We start from the raw sequence: 22,729 nt of genomic DNA on the forward strand, positions 1-22,729 counted from the left end.
AAAAAACCGACTACCATAAAATAGTAAGTCGGGTTTTTTTGTTCTCATAAACTTATTAACTAGCTTGTATGTTCGTTAATAAACTTCTTTTCTTACACTTGCCAACTGCAGCACTAGGACCCCAAGGAACTGCATAATGGTTTTGACGACCACTTGGCCCAATACCGCCATCCAAATCACATTCCACGGTAATATACCCGCACCGATGGGAGACAATCCAACGACAACAAAAATCGCTGAATCTAAAAATCCGCCAATTAAGCCGCTGTACAAGACGCGTAAATTCATTGGCAGCTTTAATCTTGAATAAATCTCCGTATCAGTGGTTTCTGAGACAGCAAAGCTCAACGCACTAGCAAATACAATCCATAATGTATCACCAAGTAAAGAAGAAGAAATCGCTGATAGAATTAAAGCTAGCAGAATAAATAGATAGGTTTTCGTTTTACCATATTTATTTTGAACTAAATCACGAAAAATAAAGGTCGCTCCAATAAGAAAGGATCCCATCGGAATGAGAAAAATACCCAATTCTAGAGGGGCAAATTTAGCCGTCACCACATTGGCTAGGACAATTGCAACTAAATACACTATTAATCTCATTTATAACCCCTCCTTATCGATTATCCACTTTTTCAGGATATAAATCATGATTCATCAAGCGATATTCCGCCATTTTTTCATACTTTGTTTCTGGTCGTCCGTAGTTTGTGTAAGGGTCAATGGAGATGCCACCCCTTGGCGTAAATTTACCCCAAACTTCAATATATTTTGGGTCCATTAACTCGATTAGGTCATTCATAATAATATTCATGCAATCCTCATGAAAATCGCCATGATTCCGGAAGCTAAATAAGTATAGCTTGAGTGATTTACTTTCGACCATTTTTTCGCCAGGGATGTAGCTAATATAAATCGTTGCAAAATCAGGCTGACCTGTAATTGGACAAAGACTCGTAAACTCAGGACAATTAAATTTGACAAAATAGTCCCGATTCGGATGTTTATTATCAAAAACCTCTAATATCTCAGGAGAATAATCAAATAAATATTTTGTCCCTTGATTTCCTAATAATGTAATATTCTCTAATTCATCTTTTTGACGTCCAGACATAAAAAAATCCTCCCTATATAGCCCGGATGGAGCAGGAAGGTTAGCAGAGAAACTCAATAAAAAAAAACCATATCGATTAGAGAATATGGTTTGCACCATAGTTTTTTATAGAGGGTTTCTGCTATGAACCTCTCCCGTTCAAACGGGTTTATTCTATTCATTAACAAAATCAACTATAAAGGAAGGACAAAGTAGGTGTCAATAGAAAACTGAAAATTAGATTCAAGCAAAATGAATCCCTATCTACTGCGATAGGTTCACATAGTGAAACAACAAAACCATTCAAGTATTGTAATAACCTTTGGATATGATTAGAATAGGCTCGAAATAATTGTTTGAGAGGATGAAGGATAATCAGTCTAAAAAAGAAAAAGTATAAAACCAAGCAAGAAAAATTCAGTTTTTGGCAGGTCGTGCCTTTTTTAATATTTGCCGGTGCGATTTTATTTGCTTTTCTAATCAACGATGGATATACCTATTTTGAAAATCAAGGCTGGAATCCCATTTTCATCGTTGCCATTAGAAAGGGATATTATATTGCTTTAGCCATTCTCGCTGGGCTTGTTTCATATTTCTTATTCACATTTTATAAGGATATCGTTTCAGATTGGAAGGACGGTCACATGTTTTCTGATTTCAACAAAGTATTTGAAATCATCTTTATTACCATTTTTGTGTTAGGACCTGCCATTTACGGCCTATTCGTCATTTTCCAATCACTTTTCATATTATTTGGTGTGAGTGACTCCTACTGGGAAGGGATATGGGATTTAGACTTTAGATGATAATGGACAAATGCGCTGATAATAATACCCATTACGGTATCATCAACCAAATTTAATGACTTTTTCATTTAGAGAAAATTGAGCAAGGGAACCAGATTTCACATCTGAGACCTTTCCGCTTAGTGATAGAAGAAAAAGGTCATCAGAATCCAAAACTGATGACCTCTTTCCGCTAAGCTAACCATATACAGACACCAAATCATGCCGTCTAAATGGCGATTCTTTTCTATGGCTTTATATATTCAAATTCAACCTCATCAATGGCTTCATTATAATGAACATGTAAATCATGCCCATCAAAATACCATATATCGCTAGCCTCCACATAAAAGACAATTCCATCCTTCTCAACCGAAACGCCCACATCAATTGGTTCATTATCTCTTGTAAAGCCAAGTGTATAATTCTCCTGAACAGGACTTGATCCATATATTTTGGCAAAAAACTTCACCTTTTCACCTGCTTCCAACCCCATCTCCTCCTTGAACCATTTTAAAGCGGTATCATGAATAACCATTTGCATCCGTGAACTCCTCCTGTTGTAATCCTCAATGGTAGTATTTTCATAAGGATTAGCTTTTAATCAAATTCGCCCGTCGAATTTGATTAATGTAACTAAGTTGAAGCGTCACTTCCATATCGCAAAAATTTGTAACATTCTATCTTATTTTGTAGAAAATAACCAATATTCTGAAAAGGTATGTTAAAGTAATGAAAACATATCTGAGGAGGAGAGGGAATGCAGTTTATTGATAGCTTCGGTTGGACATTAACTATCATTCTAATGATTTGTTTTGTTGCGACATTATTAAAATTAATAAGAGGACCAAAGGATTAAAATAGAAGTAGCCTGCTATTTTAGTCAATATTTTATCCTCAACCACATGGTTTAACGAAATAATATTTCATATTCGTAAGACTAATTATGATATAGTAATGGATTACGGACTAAATTATGCTGTTATTCGTAATCGTAACGAACGCAACCTTCAAATAAGGTTGCGTTTTCTATTTTTCAACTATCCGACAAGCTGTTTCTATAATTTTTTGCTTACAAACATCATCGTTTTTAAAGTGTGTTATGATAGATAAGTTCAATAGAATCGTTGAGGCAGCTCCCAATATAATAGAGAAGATGCCTAGTAAGGTTACAAAGGAGTGTATAGATTGACAAAGATTAAATGGAGTATGTCCCTTTTGTTGTCCATAACGTTTTTGTTTGGATGCGGAAGCGAGGACTTAAATACGGATCAAAAGGACAAAGCAACGAAGGTCATACAGCAAGAGGAAGCACCACCGGAGACAGACGACACTTCCATTGAGGAGCCGGTAAACGAGGACCCACCTAAAACGTCAGAAACACCAACAGACCGAAAGACATTTGATGCAGAAGTGGTGTCTGTCACGGATGGGGATACTATTAAAGTAAGAATAAATGGTCAGGTTGAAGCGGTTCGATTTTTACTAGTAGACACTCCTGAAACCAACCATCCTCGTCTTGGTGAACAGCCCTTTGGACAAGAAGCCAAAACATTTACGAAGCAATTGCTAGAGGGAAAGACAATACAGCTTGAAAAGGATGTTAGTGATCGTGATAAATATGGTCGTCTGCTGTATTACTTATATGTTGATGGAAAAAGCGTCCAGGAAGAGCTGCTGCGAAATGGGTTAGCAAGAGTGGCCTATGTCTATGCACCCAACACTAAATATGTTGACCAATATTATGCCATTCAAAAGGAAGCTCAACAGCAGGGAGTTGGGATTTGGAGTGTGGAGAATTATGCCCAAGAGGACGGCTTTCATGAAGAAATCATAGAAGGGAAGCAAGCAGAAACGAGTACCCCAAATCAATCAACCCAACAGCCTTCAGGCGATTGTACAATCAAAGGCAATATTTCTTCAAATGGAGATAAGATTTATCATATGCCAGGCCAGCAATTTTATGATGTAACAAAGATAGATACCTCTAAAGGTGAAAAATATTTTTGTAGCAAAGAAGAAGCAGAGCAAGCGGGTTTTCGGGCCAGTCAGAGATAGAATAAATAAGGGCGCCAGGCACCTTCCGGAAAAATGAAAGGTGCCTGGCGCTTTTTCGGAGGTTTGATTTTACGGTAGATTTTTTGTTAAGATTTGGGTCTAACAACCATGCTAATTTAAGGAGGAATCTAAATGGCAATAAATCCATACTTAATATTTGACGGAAATACCCGAGAGGTTGTGTTATATTATGCAGATGTGTTTGGACTTGAGGAACCTACCTTCCTGACTTTCGGCTCCATACATTCTGACGATGAAATACCTCCAGGAGCAAAGGATTTGATCATGCATACGTTCCTCGAGATAGCAGGAACGAAATTGATGTTTTCGGATAATTACCCAGGGATGCCTTATCAAACCGGTAATAACTTTACACTTGCCTATGTGAGTAACAATGAGGCAGCAATCAGAGAGGCGTTTGAAAAGCTAAAAGAGGAAGGCTCTGTTGAAATGGAGCTGCAAGAAACTCCCTGGAGCAAATGCTATGGCAGCTTGACAGATAAATACCATATCAAATGGCAATTTAGTCATGAGGCCTAACTCCTAAACCTTTACATAAGGTAGCGAGCGCCTATCACTTTCTTTAAATCAAGATGGGGATAGGCGCTCTTTATTATTGAACTGGAAAAAGATACATATTTTATCATTATTATTATCACAATAAAGGATATAATATATCCGAAATGAGCGATGTGATTTAGTAAAGGTAAATTGATTGGTAGGAGGGACCCTCTTGACATTCGATTCTAAAAATGAGTCATTAAGAAAATTTATGGTCTCTCACATTCGAGATGACATGAACACCCATTCAAATGGATTCATGATGGATTATTATACTTTACTTTATAAACATTATCCTGACGCCATTTTCACTATGGATAGAGAAGGTAACCTGATAGATATTAATGATAAAACGGAAGAGGTAATTGGATATAAACCACGTGACATAATTGGAAGCAACTTTTCTCACTTTTTAAAAAAAGAGCACCTACCTACGATTCAGGAGTATTTTGAACGTGCCTTGAAGGGAGAACCCCAGAATTACCTTTGTGAAGTGCTTCATAAAAATGGACAAATCGTACATTTATCTGCCCAAATCATTCCAATAGAATGGAAGCATGAAATTGTTGGCGTCTTTGGATTTGCCAAAAGTCAAACAGAGCTTGTCCAGAAGGAATTAGAATTAACAAAGGTGACAAACAGCTTGAATTTGGCTCAACAGGTAGCAAAAATTGGCAGTTGGGACTATGACATTGAGACAGATTGTCTATTTTGTTCGGAGTCCCTGAAAGAAATCTTAGGTTTTGACAATCAGCAAAAGGTAGTCATTAATTATGAAAACCTGCTAAAAATGATTTATTTTCAAAAGGATCGGGAGTATTTTGACCATCATTTCCAGCGAATTAAACACAGCGGCGGAAAAATGGACTTAGAATATAAGGTTAAACTGTTAGATGACCATATGATTACCCTACGAGTAACAGCGGAAGCAAAGAAAGATAAGCATGGAAGGATTTCCAGGATTATAGGAATTGCGAATGATATTACTGATCAGGTTCTTACCAAAAGCAAGCTGAAGGAAAGTGAGGAAAAGTTTGAAAAGATCGCCCAAAATATAGATGTTGGGCTTTGGTCAATGGACTATACGCTAAACCAAATTGTCTATGTTTCACCAGCGATTGAACAGATTGCCGGATATCATCCGGAAGTGTTTTTAACTGGAGAAAAGACATGGGAAGAACTCATACACCCAGACGACATGGAAAATTATCGTCATCATCTAAATTCACTTTTTCATGGGGAAATCGTATCTCAACAATATCGAATCATAAATGCACATGCTGAAGTACGATGGCTCGAGGATAAAACCTTTCCGATTATAGGGGCAAATGGAGAATTAATAAGGCTGGATGGGATTGTTCAGGATATTAGTGAAAGAAAAGAACATGAGGAGAAAATAAACTTTATCGCGAACCATGATTATTTGACAAAGCTTTATAATCGAAGGATGTTTGATCAAAAATTAGAGGAGTTCATCTCTAAAAAAGATAAATTTGTTTTGTATTATCTGGACATTGACCGATTCAAATTTGTAAATGATACTCTAGGCCATGAAATCGGAGATGGTCTTCTTATAGCAATATCGGAAAGACTTTCAACCCTAGTTGGAAACGATCTGGTTTTTAGACTTGGTGGGGATGAATTTGCTATTATTTTAACGAATATTCAAGAATATGACTATTTGGCATTAGGACAGGAAATAATTAGGGAGATCGAAAAACCGTTTCAAATTGAGGGTTATGATATTAATATTTCCACAAGCATAGGGGGCAACATTTTTCCCGATGATGGGGAAACATTAAGTGAATTAAAAAGTAATGCTGATGTTGCGTTGTATCGTGCAAAAGACTTAGGGAAAAACAATGTTCAATTCTTCACAAAGTCTTTGAATAGTGAAACGTATCAACTTTTTAATCTAGAAAATGACTTGAGGAATGCAATAAGGAATGATGAGTTTTCTCTATACTATCAACCCAAAGTGGATACTTTTACAGGCGAGATGGCAGGAGCTGAAGCTCTAGTAGGTGGAATCATCCAGAAAGGGGGCTAGTATCTCCAGGACAGTTTATACCTATAGCGGAAGAAACAGAAATCATAAATGAAATTAGTGATTGGGTCATCGAAACGGTCTGTAGCCAGCTAAAAGAATGGCAGGACCAAGGATACTCCTTAGTACCGATATCAGTCAATCTGTCTGCCAAAACATTAATGAAGGCCGACCTGGTTGATAAGATTCAAAAGTATTTAACAAAGTATTCTATTAGACCTAGTCTTATTGAAATTGAGATTACAGAGGAGTCAATCATAAAAAGTGAAGGATTTGGATTATCCACGATTCAACAATTAAGAGATATGGGACATGCTTTTGCATTGGATGATTTTGGGACGGGATTTTCATCCATTGGTTATTTGAAAAGATTTCAAGTGGATTATCTCAAAATTGACCGATCATTTATTATGGATATCCACAAGTCTGATGAAGATTTAACGATTTTGAAATCGATTATTTTATTGTCCAAAGGTTTTGGATTGAAGGTTGTCGCGGAAGGTGTTGAAGACGAAAGACAGTGGAAATTAATCAAGAAGTTAAACTGTCATTATATACAGGGGTTTTTATTTAGCAAACCTCTGCCAGTGGAGGCGTTTTCAAAACTGCTGCATTTATTATAATGAAGGATATTACAAGAATGAACTTAAATTTCCCCCTTTTATGTAATTAAATTTTAGTAGCCGAAAGGGGGTTACCATTATTAATTTTTTACATAAGATCGTTGTCTTGTTGAAAAAAACTGATAGCGAATTAACATGGCTAAGCAGCAATAAATTTAGTTATTACAGTTAGAAATCAACTAAAAATTTCATTCTGTCTCACTATTTAGAGTTTACTTAGATTATGAGACAAAAAAGTCTCTTTTGAAATTGGTTCCTATAATGTGCATTATGTAAACTAGAAAATTAAAAATACACAAACCGAAATATTTAGCTTCCCTTACTCTACTGTTAGCTGTTCTAGTTTGTGTCTGAATTCATTTGAGCCCACTATATAAAATAGATCATTATCCTTATAGTTTTGAAAAAACTTGAAAATATGATGGCTTTACTTTAATTTTTACCGGTGATTCTCCAGCCATTTCACCATCTGTGTGAACTTTCATAGGTTCATGACTATTTATGGTTATATTTTTCCCAGAGAGCATTTTGACCTCCTTAAACTTAGTATGTTTACCGAAAAATACACTGATAAAAATAAAAAGCAATTTAATCTTTGAAAGCTGATGTACAACGGTAATATTTAATAATCCATCATTCGGTTTTGCTGCTGGTGAGATTTTCATACCCCCTCCATAATACGTTTGATTTGAGATTGTGATAAACCAAACTTTAGGAATATGTTTAATCTCATGATCGATAGTTAACATAACATCATTGGGCTTATAGGTTATCGCTGTTTTTATAAGTGCTACTACATATGTAAAACGACCGATTCCAAGCTTATTAAACCATTTTTTCATTCGTGATTGATTGGCTGCTAGGGAGACCTCTGCATCAAAGCCTACTCCTAAATTATTAATAAACAGTCGTTCTTTCTCATTTTCGTTAAGTTGATACGCGCCTGCATCAACACCTATTGTCGAATCCTCGATTAAAATAAAGTCTAACGCCCTGTTTGGATCCTTTGGAATGAGAAATCCTCGTGCGAAATCATTACCAGATCCGGCTGGTATGAAGCCGATTTTGATATATGAATAACCTTGAAGACCATTCATCACTTCATGTATGGTGCCGTCTCCCCCTACTGCGATGATGGCTGCTATCTTCTCTTTTTCGGATTGAGCAATATCCCTAGCGATTTTCTCTGGATGCCTTGGATATTCCGAAAAGAAATAATCGTATGGAATATTCCTTCTATCTAGTTCAGCCTTTATCATTTCCCAGTTTTGCTTCGCTTTTCCATTCCCTGCTGCTTCATTGATGATAAAGTAGTATTTTTCCAGGAGAGTTCTCCCCTTTCGTTAGATGACGATATAAAGCTTTTCTCTATAAGAATATAACTCCATTTCATTTCTCGCAATAAGTCTTTCCCTTTTTATCAGCAATGAAAGGAAGTCAAAAAATTCTTTTATTAGGAATTTTGATGGTTTATCATATATACTACATATAGTAGCTGGTACTAATAAAGAGAAATGTAATCTCTATAGATTTAAAGATTAGGATAAAAGATATGAGTATAAATAGATATAAAATAAACTGTAGACAGGGGGAATTCAGTTGAAAAAAATCGCGTGGATTACCGACAGCACTTGTTATATTGATCCTAAATATGCAAAGGAACACAACATTTTTGTAGTACCAATCGTTATTACGTTTGATCAAGTGAGCTTTCTAGACGGGATAGATATTACAGAAGAAGAATTTTATTCAAAGCTCACTACGTCTCGCACTCTTCCAAAAACCTCACAGCCTGTAATTGGCGAATTAGTGGCTCTTTTTGAAGAACTAAAGAAAGAATATGATTTAGGAATAGCTGTTCATTTATCCACCGAGCTTAGCGGTACAGCAAATGCAACAAAGCAAGCGGCCGATATGGCTGGCTTCCCTCTTGAGCTAGTTGATTCCAGATTAATTTCGTTACCTGTAGGTCACTTGATTCAAAAGGGCCAGGAAATGATTCGCGATGGCATCTCTCCTGAAGATACGGCCAATACATTGAGGACGATGTATCCATCGAATCAACTCTATGTCATGATTGGTTCATTAGAGCAGCTGCATAAAGGCGGCCGTGTGAGTGCGCTTCAAATGATGATGGGCAGCTTGCTGCAAATAAAGCCTATTCTTACGTTCAATGAAGGAAATATCGTACCGTATGATAAAGTTCGTTCGCAGAAAAAAGCGTTATCCTATATGGTTACACGATTAAAAGAGGATTTGGATCAAGGATATAAGATCAATAAGGTCTATATTTTAGAAGGCACTGCGAAACAAGAAGCCCATACTATTCAAGAGCAGGTCCGCTCCCTTTCTCCGGAAATGGAGATCATTATTGGTCCATTGGGATCAGCCATTGGAGTACATGCCGGGGCTGGAACAATTGCACTTACCTGGTTTAGGGAAGAACAATAAAATAAAAGAAAAAGGAAAATCCAATTACGCGGGATTTTCCTTTTCTCTTTTAGGCATATTTGATACCGGCCTGCATAATATTGTTACAATCATCTGAACCACATGGCGTAACCGCATACGTCATTTCGCATTTTGGACAATTCATAATAACCTTTTCTAATGTAAAAACTTCACCACAATCACATGCAATTTCATGGGCAATTGCCGGAGCCAAATCCGCTTTTCCTTTACTTTTAACATGATCCACAATTGATTTTCCATCGTGTAATCTTGATGTACAACCACAGCTCATAGAAAGTACCTCCAAAAAATTTTCTCTTATATGCTCAAAACTTAACAAATCAAGAATAGCATAGAGAACTGAACATACATATATCAAAAGTCACACATTAGTTCTAAGACTATGCTCCCTCCCGCTCCCTTCATACCATTTCAAAAATTCTTAGAGAATACAAGCTGTATTTGGTCTAATATGTAGGTTTCTTCAATATTTTAGTAAGGAAGCTGAATAAATTCGAACTCTCTTTTTGTGAAAAATTTAGTAAAAAGGAGAAGCCACCTATGGTTGCCGTTCATTTTTATGAGAAAAATAACTTAGTGCTAAGCCAATGTCGACAGCAAATACCAGCTGTAGATGAGAATATTAAAATAAAAGGCCGGAAAGGAAAAGTATTAAGTGTACTGGAGGTAAAAGAAAACGTCATTCATGTACAGGTCGAATTTGAAAAGGTTGTGAAGAAACAGGTGTTCGTTAGTGATAATAAGAAAAAAAGAAGATAAATGGATCCTAAAAAGAGACAGCCCACTGGTGATTATCACACCAATGGGCTGTTTCCAGTTTGAATGATTTATGGGGCCGGAGCTTCATTTTGAGTTACGGTATAAGTAAACGTATTATCCGCTGTGGTTGGGTCCATGCTGCCCTTACTATTTCCAGCCTCGTCTCTTAGAACCGTGTGGAACGTGACATTGCCTTTGTTCACGATAGCATCTGTCACGGTTTCACCAAAATCAATGGTCCATGTTTGTGTCTCTGCATTATAAGTGACAATTACACCTTGTTCTTCAAAAGCTTTTTTAGCATCGGCAGAACCATATGGATTTTCTTCACTCGCATAGACGCTAAACTCCGGTAAGCCCGTCAGGTTGTGGTCAACTTCTAATTCACGCAAATTTTCATCTTGTGCTTTTACAGTGAGTGTAAAGTTTTTATCGTGATCTAAGTTTACATTGGTTCCACTTTCTGGTGTTACCTCTAATAATTCTGGAGCGGTTGTATCCGTTGTTGGATCTTCTCCCTCATCATCAGTATCTGCTTGCAGCACATCCATGATTGACGTAACGGAAGGATAACCAGTATCTCCTTTACTATCCAATACCTTCGATGCCATTGCATCATCTACCGTTAGATCAAATAACGAAGCGATACCCCCTAAGGCTGTTTTCATTCCATCTACATCGGAAGCTTCGTTCACTCCACCTAAGAGCTGGTTATACGTTGTGATGGCAGCACCAAGCTTGTCTTCAATCTCATCAACAGACGTCAAGCCTTTTGTACGTTCACCATCTTCAACAGTCGTTTCATTTTGCACTAAAAATAATTTTGCCACTTCGGTTTGTTGTGCCTCAGATAAGTCAGCATAATCCCCATGATTAAGCTCCAGCAATAAATCTCTTAGGTTCCCTTCTCCTTCCGTTACATTTACATCGTATATAAATTGATTTTCATCAAGGGTCGGATCTGGTTCTGGATCCGTTGTTGGATCTTCTCCCTCATCATCAGTATCTGCTTGCAGCACATCCATGATTGACGTAACGGAAGGATAACCAGTATCTGCTTTACTATCTAATACCTTTTGTGCCATTGCATCATCTACCGTTAAATCAAATAACGAAGCGATACCTCCTAAGGCTGTTTTCATTCCATCTACATCGGAAGCTTCGTTCACTCCACCTAAGAGCTGGTTATACGTTGTGATGGCAGCACCAAGCTTGTCTTCAATCTCATCAACAGACGTCAAGCCTTTTGTACGTTCACCATCTTCAACAGTCGTTTCATTTTGCACTAAAAATAATTTTGCCACTTCGGTTTGTTGTGCCTCAGATAAGTCAGCATAATCCCCATGATTAAGCTCCAGCAATAAATCTCTTAGGTTCCCTTCTCCTTCCGTTACATTTACATCGTATATAAATTGATTTTCATCAAAGACTGGGTCTGGATCCTGTCCGTTATTATCTCCATCACCTGGTGTAGTACCGGTGTTATCACCATCTCCAGCATCTTCATTAGCCTCATCATTTACTTTTTCAATATTTTGTTTGACCGAATCATAATTTTCAATAATGTCACCTGCTGACATCCCTGCAGGAATGACTAAATTGCCTATCTTAGCTGCTTCGTCAAGGGTTACTTTTGTACTTGCCTTTTCAATCGTTAACTTTGTAATCGTTGAACCCTCTGTTACAAAATTAACCGTACCTTTAATTGCTACTGCTCCAAGCTTAGAATCTTTAATGGTGATATTGGTGCCCGTTGTCGTGTCTGTAGCAGCTGCTGCAACTTCTGAAGCAGTACCATTAATGGTGGTATCGCCTTTTACCGTTAAACCATTAATCGATAAATAATCACCACTAATGATTAATGGTCCATGGATGACTGTGTCTCCTCCCTCTAGGACTAAAGGAGAACCTTCTGTACCTGAATTTTTAATTTCTAAATATCGTATTTTTTGAACCGTATCCTCTTTATCTGTCGACAGATAGACAACGGCATCTTCTAAAATAGTTTTGTTGTTTAGATTTATCAGTTCTTTCAAGTCATTAGATAAACTAAATTCGGTACCATTTACGGTAACAGCTGTGTCGCTTATATCTTCAATCGGAACAAGACCGTCAGCTTGACCGAACAAATCCACATTGATAGAGCGGTAAATCATCGTGGCAGCTTCCGCTCTTCTTGTATTTTTGTAAGGTTCAAAGGTATCGTCTGTGCTACCTTTTGTAATACCCGCTTCATGAATCGCGGCAATATAATTTTTAAAGGTTGAATCCTGACCAACATCTGTAAAGGTTGTTTCTGCATTTTCATCTACTTCTATATTTGTAAAGGTTCCAGCAATCATTTTGGCAAGCTCTGCCCTTGTGATTTTTTGATTTGGCTTAAAGGAACCATCATCGTAACCAGAAATAATATCTTTATCTGCTAGAGCGGCAATCGTCTTGTAAAAATCACTATTAGCTGAAACATCATTGAAGCCTGGATCGGTAACAGTTCCTTCCGTATCAAGATTTAACGCACGAGCTAACATAGCGGCTGCTTCTGCTCTTGTAACTTCTCTGTATGGAGCAAAGTGATCATCGTTAACCCCTTTAACAACTCCTTTTTCAACCAATACCTCAACAGGTTCTGTAAAATATGTACCACCCGTATCCTTGAATGATACGACAGTATCGCCTGCTGCATCGTCAGTATCACCAACAGCCGCTTCTTCATCAGTCTCATCTGTAGGATCACCAGCAATCGCATCCTCATCATCAGTTCCATCTGTAGAATCACCAGCAGTCGTATCTTCTTCATCAGTTCCATCTGTAGGATCAGCAGCGGTCTCATCTCCATCAGTCTCATCTGTAGGATCACCGACCGTCCCATCCCCATCACCACCTGTTGGTGTACCAGTCGTATCCTCCTGTGCTACCACTGATGAAGGAGGGTTTATCGCATCATTAGCCTCAGCTCCCGCTTTTTGTGGAGACAGACTGGCAGCACCCAATGCTAATGTGGAAACAAGCATACCCCCCGCCATGATTTTAACCGTCGCATTTTTTAAATTAGGAAATTTTGATTTTATATAGCTTTTTGCGCTTTTTTCTAAGTCTTCATGTTCATTTTGACTTTTGCCTAATTCTGCTGCAAATTCTACATTCGGTATATCTAAATATAATGAAATCACTAATTGATTTTCTTGTTCTTGTACAACATGCTTTTTAAATTGATACATAGTTTGACTAACGCTCCTTATTCTTATTAGGACCATGGCGGTCGCAATTAGCGTTTGTTTTGAATGCGTGTTTTATTCAATTAAGATACATTTTTAATATAGGTATTCTAAGCAAAATTTAAATATTCTAATATTTCGATATACAAATATAATATTTATCAATTAGCCAGTCTTTCCAATCGAAACAAAGAAAGATGTTTGATTTTTATCTGAGTTTGGTACCATAATTGAAGAATAATTAGCTATATGAAAGGATTAATGAAAATGGATCAGCATGAGCAGGATGAAGAAAAGAAATATGGCGAGGAACCACCTATAGAGGATTTTTTACCGAATGAAGAGGATGTCATTTTACGTAAAAAACAGAAAAAACGGAAATCCTTATTGGTAAAACTTGTTTCAATCGGATTGGTATTAGCCTTATTGATTAGCTTTAATCAAGTATGGCCGCAGGTATTTAATCTCCCCTCGATTAAATTTCTACAAAAATCTAATCAATTATCTAAACAGGAGGATATCAAGAAATACAAGGAGGCCGTTGTCACGATTCAAGATCCTTATACAAAGGGGACGGGTTTTAATGTGTCAGAAGATGGCTTTATTATCACCAATCGACATGTGGTAGAGGACATGAATCCGATTAGCGTTATTTTTCCACAGGGGGATGTATTAGAAGCCTCTATCGTTCAGATGGATTCTGAGCTTGATTTAGCCTTCCTAAAGGTGGATGGCAACAATTTACCGTTTCTGACTTTAAGCAAGCCTGAAAAATGGACCACACACGATCACATCTACGTAATTGGCAACCCGCTTTTCCATAATCAAATTGTAAACGAAGGAAATATATTGGAGGAATCCAATCGTAATCATTTACTGATGATTTCTGCGCCTATATACAAAGGAAACAGTGGAAGCCCCGTGATTGGTTTACATGGAGAAGCAATAGGAGTCGTTTATGCCAAAACGTTAGATGACGGTACAGGTCTTGCGATACCAGTGGAAGCCTTTTTCGAGAAAATCCCTCAGAATCAGGGTGTCTCAATTGGAAAGTAACAACATTTTGACACCCTTTATCATAGTGATGTGGCCAATGCTCCCTCCTGATTATCCTTCAGCAAGCGCTCTTACTATTTGATCCTCCATATCGGTTACGGAGGGAGCTAGAACATTATTCATCATGATAGAAAAAATGTATCTTTGACCGCTCTTTGCTGTCATATATCCACTTAATGTAGAAACTCCAGAAATCGAACCTGTTTTAGCTCTTACCTTTCCATTTGTAGGCTCAGCCTTAAGACGATTCCTTAACGTGCCTCCTATCAATTTGTCCGGATGACCAGCAAGCGGCAAACACTTTTCGAATTCAGGAAACCAGCTTTTGCGCTGTACTGTATAAAGTAATTGGGAAAGTTCATTTGCCGGAATCATGTTTTTATGGGACATTCCGGACCCGTCTCGAATTTGAATGGTTTTTTCGTTAAGACCCCATTCTGCCAACGTCTCCTCAATGACTTGTAAGCCTGATTCCCAGCTGCCGTTATCATAGACCATCTTCCCCATTTCTTTTGTTAACATCTCGGCATGGCCATTATTACTCAGCTTCATAAAGGGGATCAAAAGTTGTTTTAATGGGATGGACCTTTTGAGAGCCAGCCTTTCCGCTTTCTTGGGGGTAACACCTAATAGGGCTTTTCCTGTAAACGTAATTCCATTCTCCTCTAAAGAATCCTTGAAAATCTCCAAGACAAACTCAGTCGGTTCCCAGACGGCAGCCCACTTTTTTATCGGTTTACTGTTTTTCGAAATCGTTCCTTCCACCATGATGGTGTTGGTTCCGTGAATTCGCTCAAAGGTAACCCGGCTTATTTCCTTATCAGCAACTGTTTTTGTCTTGTTTATAATAGTGACATATTTATTTTTCGGGGTCACCTGAATACTCCCCAGATTCCCGTTCTTATCTCCAGGGGTGATTTCAAGAAGAACCGTACCAGCATCATAATCTTGATTAGGAGAGAGGGTTAAGGCTGAAACCTGGGCACCTGTATGAAAGGCTTCGTCAGACCAATTTAAGTCCTGTGACAGTCGAATAGAATCATACCAGCTGTCATCTGCTATCAGATTTCCTTTAATTTGAGTAATTCCTTTTGCCCTTAATGCCTCTGCAAAATGGTCAAGATCCTCCTTCATCAAGGTCGGATCCCCTTTACCCTTTAGATACAGATTACCATCAAGAATTGTTCCCCTAACCCTGCCATTCGTCCATAATTCCGTTGAAAATTGATAATCGGCACCAAGTCTTTCTAGGGCAGCTGCAGCAGTCAAGAGTTTCATATTAGAGGCTGGATGCAATCGAATATCACCATTTTTGGAATAGACAATCTCACCGCTCTCCGCTTTTCTTATACTTATTCCTGTTATGGATCCCTTAAGTCTCGAGTCCTTTACAAGCTCATCTATTTCCGCCGCTACTGGTAAAAAAGGATCGGCAGCCTGAGCTGAATCCGCATTATGCATGGTTAAACTTAAGAGTATCAGAGCAATTATTATGTAGCCTTTGACCCAAATGCCTTTTAGCCAAATATTCCTGTTCATCACTTCACACTCCGTTACTGATAGTAACCATAGGATTCCACATGACATGGAAAAAAATAACTAAAAAATATTATCCACCCTGTGTGATCAAAAAAGCTTACCGAATAGAAAAAGCACCCATATAGGCGCTTTTTCTATTCGGTTCATTTGAATGTACTTACTCTCCTAAATGAACAACAATTTTATAATGTAAATCCTTAAGTGTCTGTTCAAAAGCCTCGCTTGAAACTATATAATAGGTTTCATCGTTATTGGTCACAACTAACTCCTCAGGGCTTTTATCTACCTGTGCTGCATCTAAGCTGAAATATTTTTCTCCTAGTATTTGTGTCATCTCCATGTTCTCACCCCCTTCCCCTATTGTAACTGTTTTATTATTGTAAAAGAAAGAGGAATGTCCCTAGCCGACATTCCTCCTTAGCGGTTTCACTGAACTTAACAGCTGTCCTTGATAATTTATCGCAAGAATTCCAACGGCTACCAATGAAACTGCCGCAAGGATGAATAGATTAAAGCTTTCACCAGGAATAAAAATTGCTGACAGAATCGTGCCAAAAACCGGTGTTAAAAAGCTATAGATACTCATTTCCCCTGCTTTATTATATTTGAGAATGTTCGTCCAAAGGGCAAATGCCACCGATGAAATAAGGGCAGCATAAACCAACAATCCCAAACCAAACGGTGTAAAGGTGATGGACTGTTCACTAAGCTGTGGAACGCCGATTAATAATAGAACAGAGGAACCAATCGTTAGCTGCCAGCCTGTTAAGGTTATTGGCCGGATATCCGCAGCTAGTTCCTTTGTCATAATCGTTGTGACAGCACTTGTTAGTCCAGATAAAATCATAAAGCCTTCTCCACTCCATTCAAAATGGAATTGAATTTCTTGTCCCCAGTTAGCGGCAATGATTCCAGCGACTCCGGTTATCATACCGACTGCTTTTTTCCAATTCATTCGATCGTCCCGATAATAAAAATGCGCTAAAATGACAGCGAGGAACGTGCCACTCGAGGAAAGTATGGCCCCCTGCATCCCTGATACCTTTGACAGTCCATTGTAAAAGAAAAAATACTGCACAGCCGTTTGAATGATGCCAAATAATACTAAAATCAGAATATGCGAACGTTTCACCAGCAATTGACTTCGGTTCGTAAAGAATAAAAACAGTAGCAGAATTAGTCCAGCCAACAGAAAACGAAGTCCAGCAAATACAATCTGTGCCATTGTATCATTTGCAGCTAAGTGTAATTCTATATAGCTAACCTTAAGGACGGGAAAGGCACTTCCCCATAATATTGAACAGAAAATCGCCATCCCGATGATTGCCCATTTATTTTGAAACACACTCTTCAACCCAATTCATCTCCTATAGGTCCTATTTGAGGGTATCTATACCCCTAAAGGTTTATTATAAACCCATTTCAATCCAAGAGTGCTCTTTTTTTATACTGGAAATATTCAGAACTTCTGACTCAATGACATATTTTCTTAAGTAATGAACAGACTATAATCCTGGAGGTGTGTCCTATGGTTAATCAAAAAAACTTTTCCAATGTCAGCCTGGGCGGTAAGGTAAACAAGGAAAAAGGCATGAATCATGACCAGCTAAAATACGGAGAAAAAGAAAGATCCGAGCAAAAAAAATAATTAGATACTAAGAAAAAAAGCAGCACCTATAGGAAAGGGCTGCTTTTTTCTTTATTCCTCCGCAGGAACGGAATCCACAGCAATTTGATAAGCATCCAAGAGAGATTCTTTATCTGAAGCGCTGGAGATGTTGACTAAATGCTGTCCATGTTCATCCTCTTCCACTCTCATTAAGATCGTGTCATCCTGATTGCGCAATAGGGCATAGGATTCACCCTGCATTTCAAATAAGGCTTCAACCTCATAGGATACTTGCCTTCCGCTCTCATCCTCAACGGTCACAAGGTCTCGTAGTGAATCGTTCTCCATTTCGACTACCTCCTATAAAAAATAAGCACTTATATACATTCCCCTTAAATCAATGGAACCATTCTCGAATTCGTTGATTGATAAACCATCCTTATACTACTTTTTATCCTAATAGGTCTGTACAAACAGCTTTTTACCAGGTTCATACTCTGCATAACAGATTTCTTTTTCCGTGTTTAACCCGTTATTCTTAATCTCCTTTTGCAGCCACTCTCTGGTAACGCCTGCTTTTTCTAAGTTGTTTTCAAGCACCACACCGTCACTAATAATCGTTAAGGGCAATGCTCTATCTTCCACTTGAATGTTTAAGTCCTGATTGGTCGGCTGATTAGCTGCTGATTTCCGCAGAACACTAATTCCACCGTTATTCTCCAATATGGCATACTCAACCTCCTGTATAGAAAAGACATCCTTCATCCGCAGCATTTCCTGAAGCTGGTCAATATCAATTTGATTTTTCTTGAGCTCTTTCCAATCCAGCTTCCCTTTATTGATAAGAATCGCAGGTTTCCCTTCAAAAATATACCGTAGTTTTCTAAACTTTTGTGTTAGGAATTCTGTTAAGTAGATTAGTGTGCCCCAAACGGTAATAGCAAAAACAATAGGAAGTGTATCCCTTTTATCATCAAACACCGTATTACCAACAAGCTCTCCTAATACTAGTGCAGATATAAAATCAAACGGCGTGATTTGGCTGAGCTGGGTCTTTCCTAATCGTTTGACTACAAGAAATAATGCGATGTATCCAACGACTAGATCCGACAAAATATTTATGTACAACCCATCACCTCTTTCTTCTTGTAAAACGTCTTTGTTACAGGTATTGACACATAAAAAAATTCTAAACCTCTCATTTTTCACTTAACCATACAGTTTGGAAAAAATGTCGAATCGAAATGAAAATACTCGTATATTTATGCTTTTTAGCGAATGGAAGATAAAGATTTACACTATCGCTATATATGAAACAAGACTGAAAAACGAATGGTACAATTTTAATGAAAAGTCCATAAAACAACTATTAAAGCAGTAATAATAGTGGTTGAAGTACAAATGATAAAAAACTAAAAAATCTGTTGCATAAAAAAAATACCGCTGTTATAATGAGTTCATATTTATGAATATTCACAAAATTGAATGAGCTCAATTATTATTAGGTTTGAACGGAGGAATTCTTTTGACTAAGTTACCCAAAGTAAATGAATTAGGTTTTTTTGAAATTCGTCTTGAATCCATTGGTGGATTGGGAGCTAATCTGGCAGGTAAATTACTTTCTGAAGCTGGTGTCGTTGGAAATGGATTCAATGGCCTAAGCTTCTCATCCTATGGCTCTGAGAAAAAAGGTTCACCAGTAAAAGGTCATATTCGTTTTTGTGAACCCTATACCAATATTCGCGACACGACTCCTGTTGAACGACCACATGTCGTAGCGATATTCCATGATGCTCTATACAAAACACTAGATTGTACAAGCGGGATTTATCCAGACAGTACGATTCTAGTAAACTCAATGCAATCTCCTGATGAGCTTAAAACGTTAATGAATATAGACGGTGGAATTATGGCTGTTGTGGATGCAACAAAAATTGCCTTAGAAGAAAAAACAAAGGTAAACACAGCCATGCTTGGTGCCCTTTACCGCATTCTTGATTTCTTAGATGCGGATTCAATGAGAGATACGATTCGCCGTACCTTTGAGAAAAAATACCCGCATTTAGTAGAATCGAATCTTCGTACATTTGATAGAGGCTATAACGAAGTACAGTTTAAAACCTTTGAAGCAAGTCCAGAAGCTGAGTCGAAGCCATTTGTTCGTCCTGAAGCAACTCTTGGATACGAAACACAGCCAATTGGCGGGCTTGTCATTGACCCAGGAAATAGTATTTTCAAGGATTTAAGTATTTCTCGTGCAGGTATGCTGCCACATTATCATGATGATAAATGTATCCACTGTGCTGCCTGTGATACAGCCTGTCCTGACTTCTGTTTTGTTTGGGAAGAGCGTCCCGATAAAAAAGGGCGTCCACAAATGTTCCTGCAAGGAATTGACTATCAATATTGTAAAGGCTGTTTAAAATGTGTCCATGCCTGTCCGGTTGAAGCATTGACAAGTGAAGTGGAAACAAATGACGGATACGCTGATGCAAACCGCGTACCGCATTTATTCGAGCTAGTAAAATAATTTCATAGTGAAAGGTGATTACGTACATGTCTAAAGAGATTATTATAGATAAAGAGAAAGCAGGTCTATCAGAAGGCTCTGTTGATCAGGCGATTGTGTTTGAATCAGGAAATGAAATGGCAGCCTACGCTGCACACCAAATTAACTATCATATCATGGGATACTACCCTATCTCCCCTTCTACGGAAGTTGCTCAGTTCCTTGATGGAATGAAATCAAGAGGCCAGCATGACATTAAATTAATTGCAGCTGACGGTGAGCATGGCTCTGCAGGGATTTGTTATGGTGCGGCAGCTGGTGGCGGTCGTGTATTTAACGCAACAAGCGCGAACGGTTTCTTATATATGCTAGAGCAATTACCCGTTCAATCAGGAACTCGTATGCCAATGGTATTAAACCTAGTCAACCGCTCCGTTTCAGGCCCATTAAACATCCATGGTGACCACTCTGACCTTTATTTTGCCTTAAATATTGGCTGGCCGATTCTTATGGCTCGTGATGCACAGGTTGTTTACGATATGAATATTATGGCAATTAAACTAGCGGAAGACCCAGAGGTTCGCTTACCTGTTATTGTCTCTTATGATGGATACTTCACTTCTCACCAAAAGAGACGTGTACAAGTTATTAAAGATAACAACGAAGTACAAAAATTCATCGGACCAGTTCCAACGAACTATCCGCATGCATTAGACCGTGATAACCCAGTATCAATCGGTGCTTATATGAATGAGCCTGATACCATCAACAACCGTTATCAGCAATCTGAAGCGATGTATAATGCTGAAAAAGTATTTGAAAGAATTGCAAAAGAATATGCTGAATTAACTGGTCGTGAGTACCCTATCCTTGACCTATATAAAATGGAAGATGCTGAAGTAGCTGTATTCATGCTAAATTCAGCAACTGAAGTATGTAAGGATGTTGTTGATCAGCTTCGTGCGAAAGGCATTAAAGCAGGGGTGATTTCTCCTAACATTCTTCGTCCATTCCCGCAAAAGCAAATTGCTGAAGCGTTAAAGAATGTAAAGGCGATTACGGTTGGTGACCGTGGTGATTCATACGGAGCACATGGTGGCAACATGGCTCTTGAAGTAAGAGCAGCCCTTCAAACTCATGGTAACACTAGCACAAAAGTCATTAACCGTGTTTACGGCCTAGGTGGTAAAGACTTCTATGCTGATGATGCAGAGATTTTCTTCCAATTAGCAATCGACGCGGTAGAAGCAGATAAAGTTGAAGTGCCATTTGATTACTTTGGACATACTCCAGGCAACCCAGAATTAGCACCAAAACGCCGTGTAGAACCATTGAAAAAGGAAGATTTAACGACTGGTCTCATTACAGTTACACCAAATGAAGAAACAGGCGAATTGAAAGTAAAGATTCCACCATTACGTGCACTAACGAAAAAGCCAAAACGTGTATCTTCAGGACACGGTGCATGCCCTGGCTGTGGTATCTTCTCTGGCTTAGAATTATTCTTTAAAGGTATCGAAGGCGATATTGTGGTCTTATTCCATACTGGCTGTGGAATGATCGTAACAACAGGCTATCCTTACAGCTCACATAAACAAACCTATATCCATAACCTATTCCAAAATGGTGCAGCGACATTATCAGGTGTTGTAGAAATGTTCCATGAGAGAAAACGCCGTGGGGAGTTTGATGAGCTTGGCTTAAGTGATGATTTCACTTTTGTTATGGTTACTGGTGACGGTGGTATGGATATCGGTATGGGTCCTGCAATCGGTACAGCTTTACGTAACCACAAGATGATTATCATTGAGTATGATAATGAAGGATACATGAACACAGGTAGCCAATTGTCTTATTCCACTCCACTTGGACATATGACAAGTACTTCTGGTGTTGGACCATACCAAGCAGGTAAAGCGTTCCACCACAAGGATACAGCGCAAATTATGGCGGCTACGAATATTCCTTATGTGTTCACAGGTTCAGAGGCCTTTGATCGTGATCTATTAAAGAAAGCGGCAAAAGCACAATGGTATGCCAATAATGTCGGTATGGTATATGGAAAAATCCTTATTGCCTGCCCACTTAACTGGAAATCGAATGAAACACTAGGACAATCGATTGTTGAAGCTGCGGTTAATGCTTGCTTCTTCCCACTTTATGAAGTGGAAAAAGGCGTTACAACCATCACTTATAATCCAGAGGATAAGAAGAAGCGTGTGGAAGTGAGCGAATGGTTAAAGCATATGGGTAAAACCAAGCATATGTTAAAAGAAGAAAACAAAGACATGCTAAAAGATTTCGAAAACGAAGTAGAGCGTCGTTGGAATCAATTAAAGGCAAAACACGAAAGTCCATATCTATAAAAATATGAAAGAGGCTATCCTACTGGACGGCCTCTTT

General features: G+C 38.3%; 21 protein-coding genes. 10 read left to right on the forward strand and 11 right to left on the reverse strand.

What is annotated here, in order from left to right; genetic code table 11:
• Window positions 1–75: 75 nt before the first annotated feature.
• Entirely contained in the window at window positions 76–603 is a 528-nt protein-coding gene (locus tag BQ5321_RS12960) for a VUT family protein (protein ID WP_071394882.1), read from the reverse strand.
• A gap of 13 nt (window positions 604–616) precedes the next feature.
• A complete protein-coding gene (gene queF, locus BQ5321_RS12965) occupies window positions 617–1,114 on the reverse strand; it encodes a preQ(1) synthase (RefSeq protein ID WP_071394883.1) in 498 nt (165 codons plus the stop codon).
• Between the two features lie 413 nt (window positions 1,115–1,527).
• Here queF and BQ5321_RS12970 point away from each other — a divergent pair, with 413 nt between their 5' ends.
• Window positions 1,528–1,899, forward strand: coding sequence for a hypothetical protein (locus tag BQ5321_RS12970; protein ID WP_071394884.1), 372 nt, complete (start codon window positions 1,528–1,530; stop codon window positions 1,897–1,899).
• 226 nt (window positions 1,900–2,125) lie between these two features.
• On the opposite strand, the gene BQ5321_RS12975 is transcribed toward BQ5321_RS12970, so the two are convergent.
• A complete protein-coding gene (locus tag BQ5321_RS12975) occupies window positions 2,126–2,422 on the reverse strand; it encodes a HesB/YadR/YfhF family protein (protein WP_071394885.1) in 297 nt (98 codons plus the stop codon).
• Window positions 2,423–3,057: 635 nt separating this feature from the next.
• Between BQ5321_RS12975 and BQ5321_RS12980 the strand changes: the two genes are divergently transcribed.
• The 4 genes from BQ5321_RS12980 to BQ5321_RS12995 all read left to right on the forward strand — a co-directional run bounded on the left by BQ5321_RS12980 (window position 3,058) and on the right by BQ5321_RS12995 (window position 7,167).
• Complete coding sequence (locus BQ5321_RS12980; protein WP_315970105.1) at window positions 3,058–3,936, forward strand: thermonuclease family protein; 879 nt, start codon at window positions 3,058–3,060, stop codon at window positions 3,934–3,936.
• Between the two features lie 132 nt (window positions 3,937–4,068).
• Window positions 4,069–4,476, forward strand: a complete 408-nt coding sequence (locus BQ5321_RS12985) for a VOC family protein (protein ID WP_071394887.1) — start codon at window positions 4,069–4,071, stop codon at window positions 4,474–4,476.
• Between the two features lie 193 nt (window positions 4,477–4,669).
• Entirely contained in the window at window positions 4,670–6,547 is a 1,878-nt protein-coding gene (locus BQ5321_RS12990; RefSeq protein ID WP_071394888.1) for a sensor domain-containing diguanylate cyclase, read from the forward strand.
• 23 nt (window positions 6,548–6,570) lie between these two features.
• The gene (locus BQ5321_RS12995; RefSeq protein ID WP_234978465.1) at window positions 6,571–7,167 is read left to right on the forward strand and encodes an EAL domain-containing protein; all 597 of its coding nucleotides are present in this window, start codon (window positions 6,571–6,573) and stop codon (window positions 7,165–7,167) included.
• Between the two features lie 392 nt (window positions 7,168–7,559).
• Here the strand turns inward: BQ5321_RS12995 and BQ5321_RS13000 are convergent, their stop codons facing one another.
• On the reverse strand, window positions 7,560–8,492 hold the full coding sequence (locus BQ5321_RS13000) for a diacylglycerol/lipid kinase family protein (RefSeq protein WP_071394890.1): 933 nt from the start codon (window positions 8,490–8,492) through the stop codon (window positions 7,560–7,562).
• Between the two features lie 274 nt (window positions 8,493–8,766).
• Here BQ5321_RS13000 and BQ5321_RS13005 point away from each other — a divergent pair, with 274 nt between their 5' ends.
• Entirely contained in the window at window positions 8,767–9,618 is an 852-nt protein-coding gene (locus BQ5321_RS13005; RefSeq protein WP_071394891.1) for a DegV family protein, read from the forward strand.
• Between the two features lie 49 nt (window positions 9,619–9,667).
• Here BQ5321_RS13005 and BQ5321_RS13010 read toward each other — a convergent pair whose 3' ends face one another.
• Window positions 9,668–9,910: a hypothetical protein gene (locus tag BQ5321_RS13010; protein WP_071394892.1), complete on the reverse strand. Its 243-nt coding sequence runs from the start codon at window positions 9,908–9,910 to the stop codon at window positions 9,668–9,670.
• 269 nt (window positions 9,911–10,179) lie between these two features.
• Between BQ5321_RS13010 and BQ5321_RS13015 the strand changes: the two genes are divergently transcribed.
• Window positions 10,180–10,398 (forward strand): hypothetical protein, encoded by a 219-nt coding sequence (locus tag BQ5321_RS13015; RefSeq protein ID WP_071394893.1) that lies wholly within the window; start codon window positions 10,180–10,182, stop codon window positions 10,396–10,398.
• A gap of 68 nt (window positions 10,399–10,466) precedes the next feature.
• Here BQ5321_RS13015 and BQ5321_RS13020 read toward each other — a convergent pair whose 3' ends face one another.
• A complete protein-coding gene (locus BQ5321_RS13020) occupies window positions 10,467–13,616 on the reverse strand; it encodes an S-layer homology domain-containing protein (RefSeq protein ID WP_071394894.1) in 3,150 nt (1,049 codons plus the stop codon).
• Window positions 13,617–13,880: 264 nt separating this feature from the next.
• Between BQ5321_RS13020 and BQ5321_RS13025 the strand changes: the two genes are divergently transcribed.
• Complete coding sequence (locus BQ5321_RS13025; protein ID WP_159433432.1) at window positions 13,881–14,669, forward strand: S1C family serine protease; 789 nt, start codon at window positions 13,881–13,883, stop codon at window positions 14,667–14,669.
• Window positions 14,670–14,720: 51 nt separating this feature from the next.
• On the opposite strand, the gene dacB is transcribed toward BQ5321_RS13025, so the two are convergent.
• The 5 genes from dacB to BQ5321_RS13050 all read right to left on the reverse strand — a co-directional run bounded on the left by dacB (window position 14,721) and on the right by BQ5321_RS13050 (window position 18,945).
• Window positions 14,721–16,208 (reverse strand): D-alanyl-D-alanine carboxypeptidase/D-alanyl-D-alanine endopeptidase, encoded by a 1,488-nt coding sequence (gene dacB, locus BQ5321_RS13030; RefSeq protein WP_071394895.1) that lies wholly within the window; start codon window positions 16,206–16,208, stop codon window positions 14,721–14,723.
• A gap of 157 nt (window positions 16,209–16,365) precedes the next feature.
• Entirely contained in the window at window positions 16,366–16,548 is a 183-nt protein-coding gene (locus BQ5321_RS13035) for a hypothetical protein (RefSeq protein WP_071394896.1), read from the reverse strand.
• Window positions 16,549–16,608: 60 nt separating this feature from the next.
• Entirely contained in the window at window positions 16,609–17,553 is a 945-nt protein-coding gene (locus tag BQ5321_RS13040) for a DMT family transporter (protein ID WP_234978467.1), read from the reverse strand.
• A gap of 354 nt (window positions 17,554–17,907) precedes the next feature.
• A complete protein-coding gene (locus BQ5321_RS13045) occupies window positions 17,908–18,165 on the reverse strand; it encodes a DUF1292 domain-containing protein (protein WP_071394898.1) in 258 nt (85 codons plus the stop codon).
• A gap of 108 nt (window positions 18,166–18,273) precedes the next feature.
• Entirely contained in the window at window positions 18,274–18,945 is a 672-nt protein-coding gene (locus BQ5321_RS13050; RefSeq protein ID WP_071394899.1) for a DUF421 domain-containing protein, read from the reverse strand.
• A gap of 397 nt (window positions 18,946–19,342) precedes the next feature.
• Here BQ5321_RS13050 and BQ5321_RS13055 point away from each other — a divergent pair, with 397 nt between their 5' ends.
• Both BQ5321_RS13055 and BQ5321_RS13060 read left to right on the forward strand, forming a co-directional pair.
• Window positions 19,343–20,347: a 2-oxoacid:acceptor oxidoreductase family protein gene (locus tag BQ5321_RS13055; protein ID WP_071394900.1), complete on the forward strand. Its 1,005-nt coding sequence runs from the start codon at window positions 19,343–19,345 to the stop codon at window positions 20,345–20,347.
• 26 nt (window positions 20,348–20,373) lie between these two features.
• On the forward strand, window positions 20,374–22,692 hold the full coding sequence (locus tag BQ5321_RS13060) for a thiamine pyrophosphate-dependent enzyme (protein WP_071394901.1): 2,319 nt from the start codon (window positions 20,374–20,376) through the stop codon (window positions 22,690–22,692).
• Window positions 22,693–22,729 lie beyond the last annotated feature (37 nt).

Origin of the sequence: Bacillus tuaregi, assembly GCF_900104575.1 — a bacterium.
Taxonomy (GTDB): Bacteria; Bacillota; Bacilli; order Bacillales; family Cytobacillaceae; genus Bacillus_BD; species Bacillus_BD tuaregi.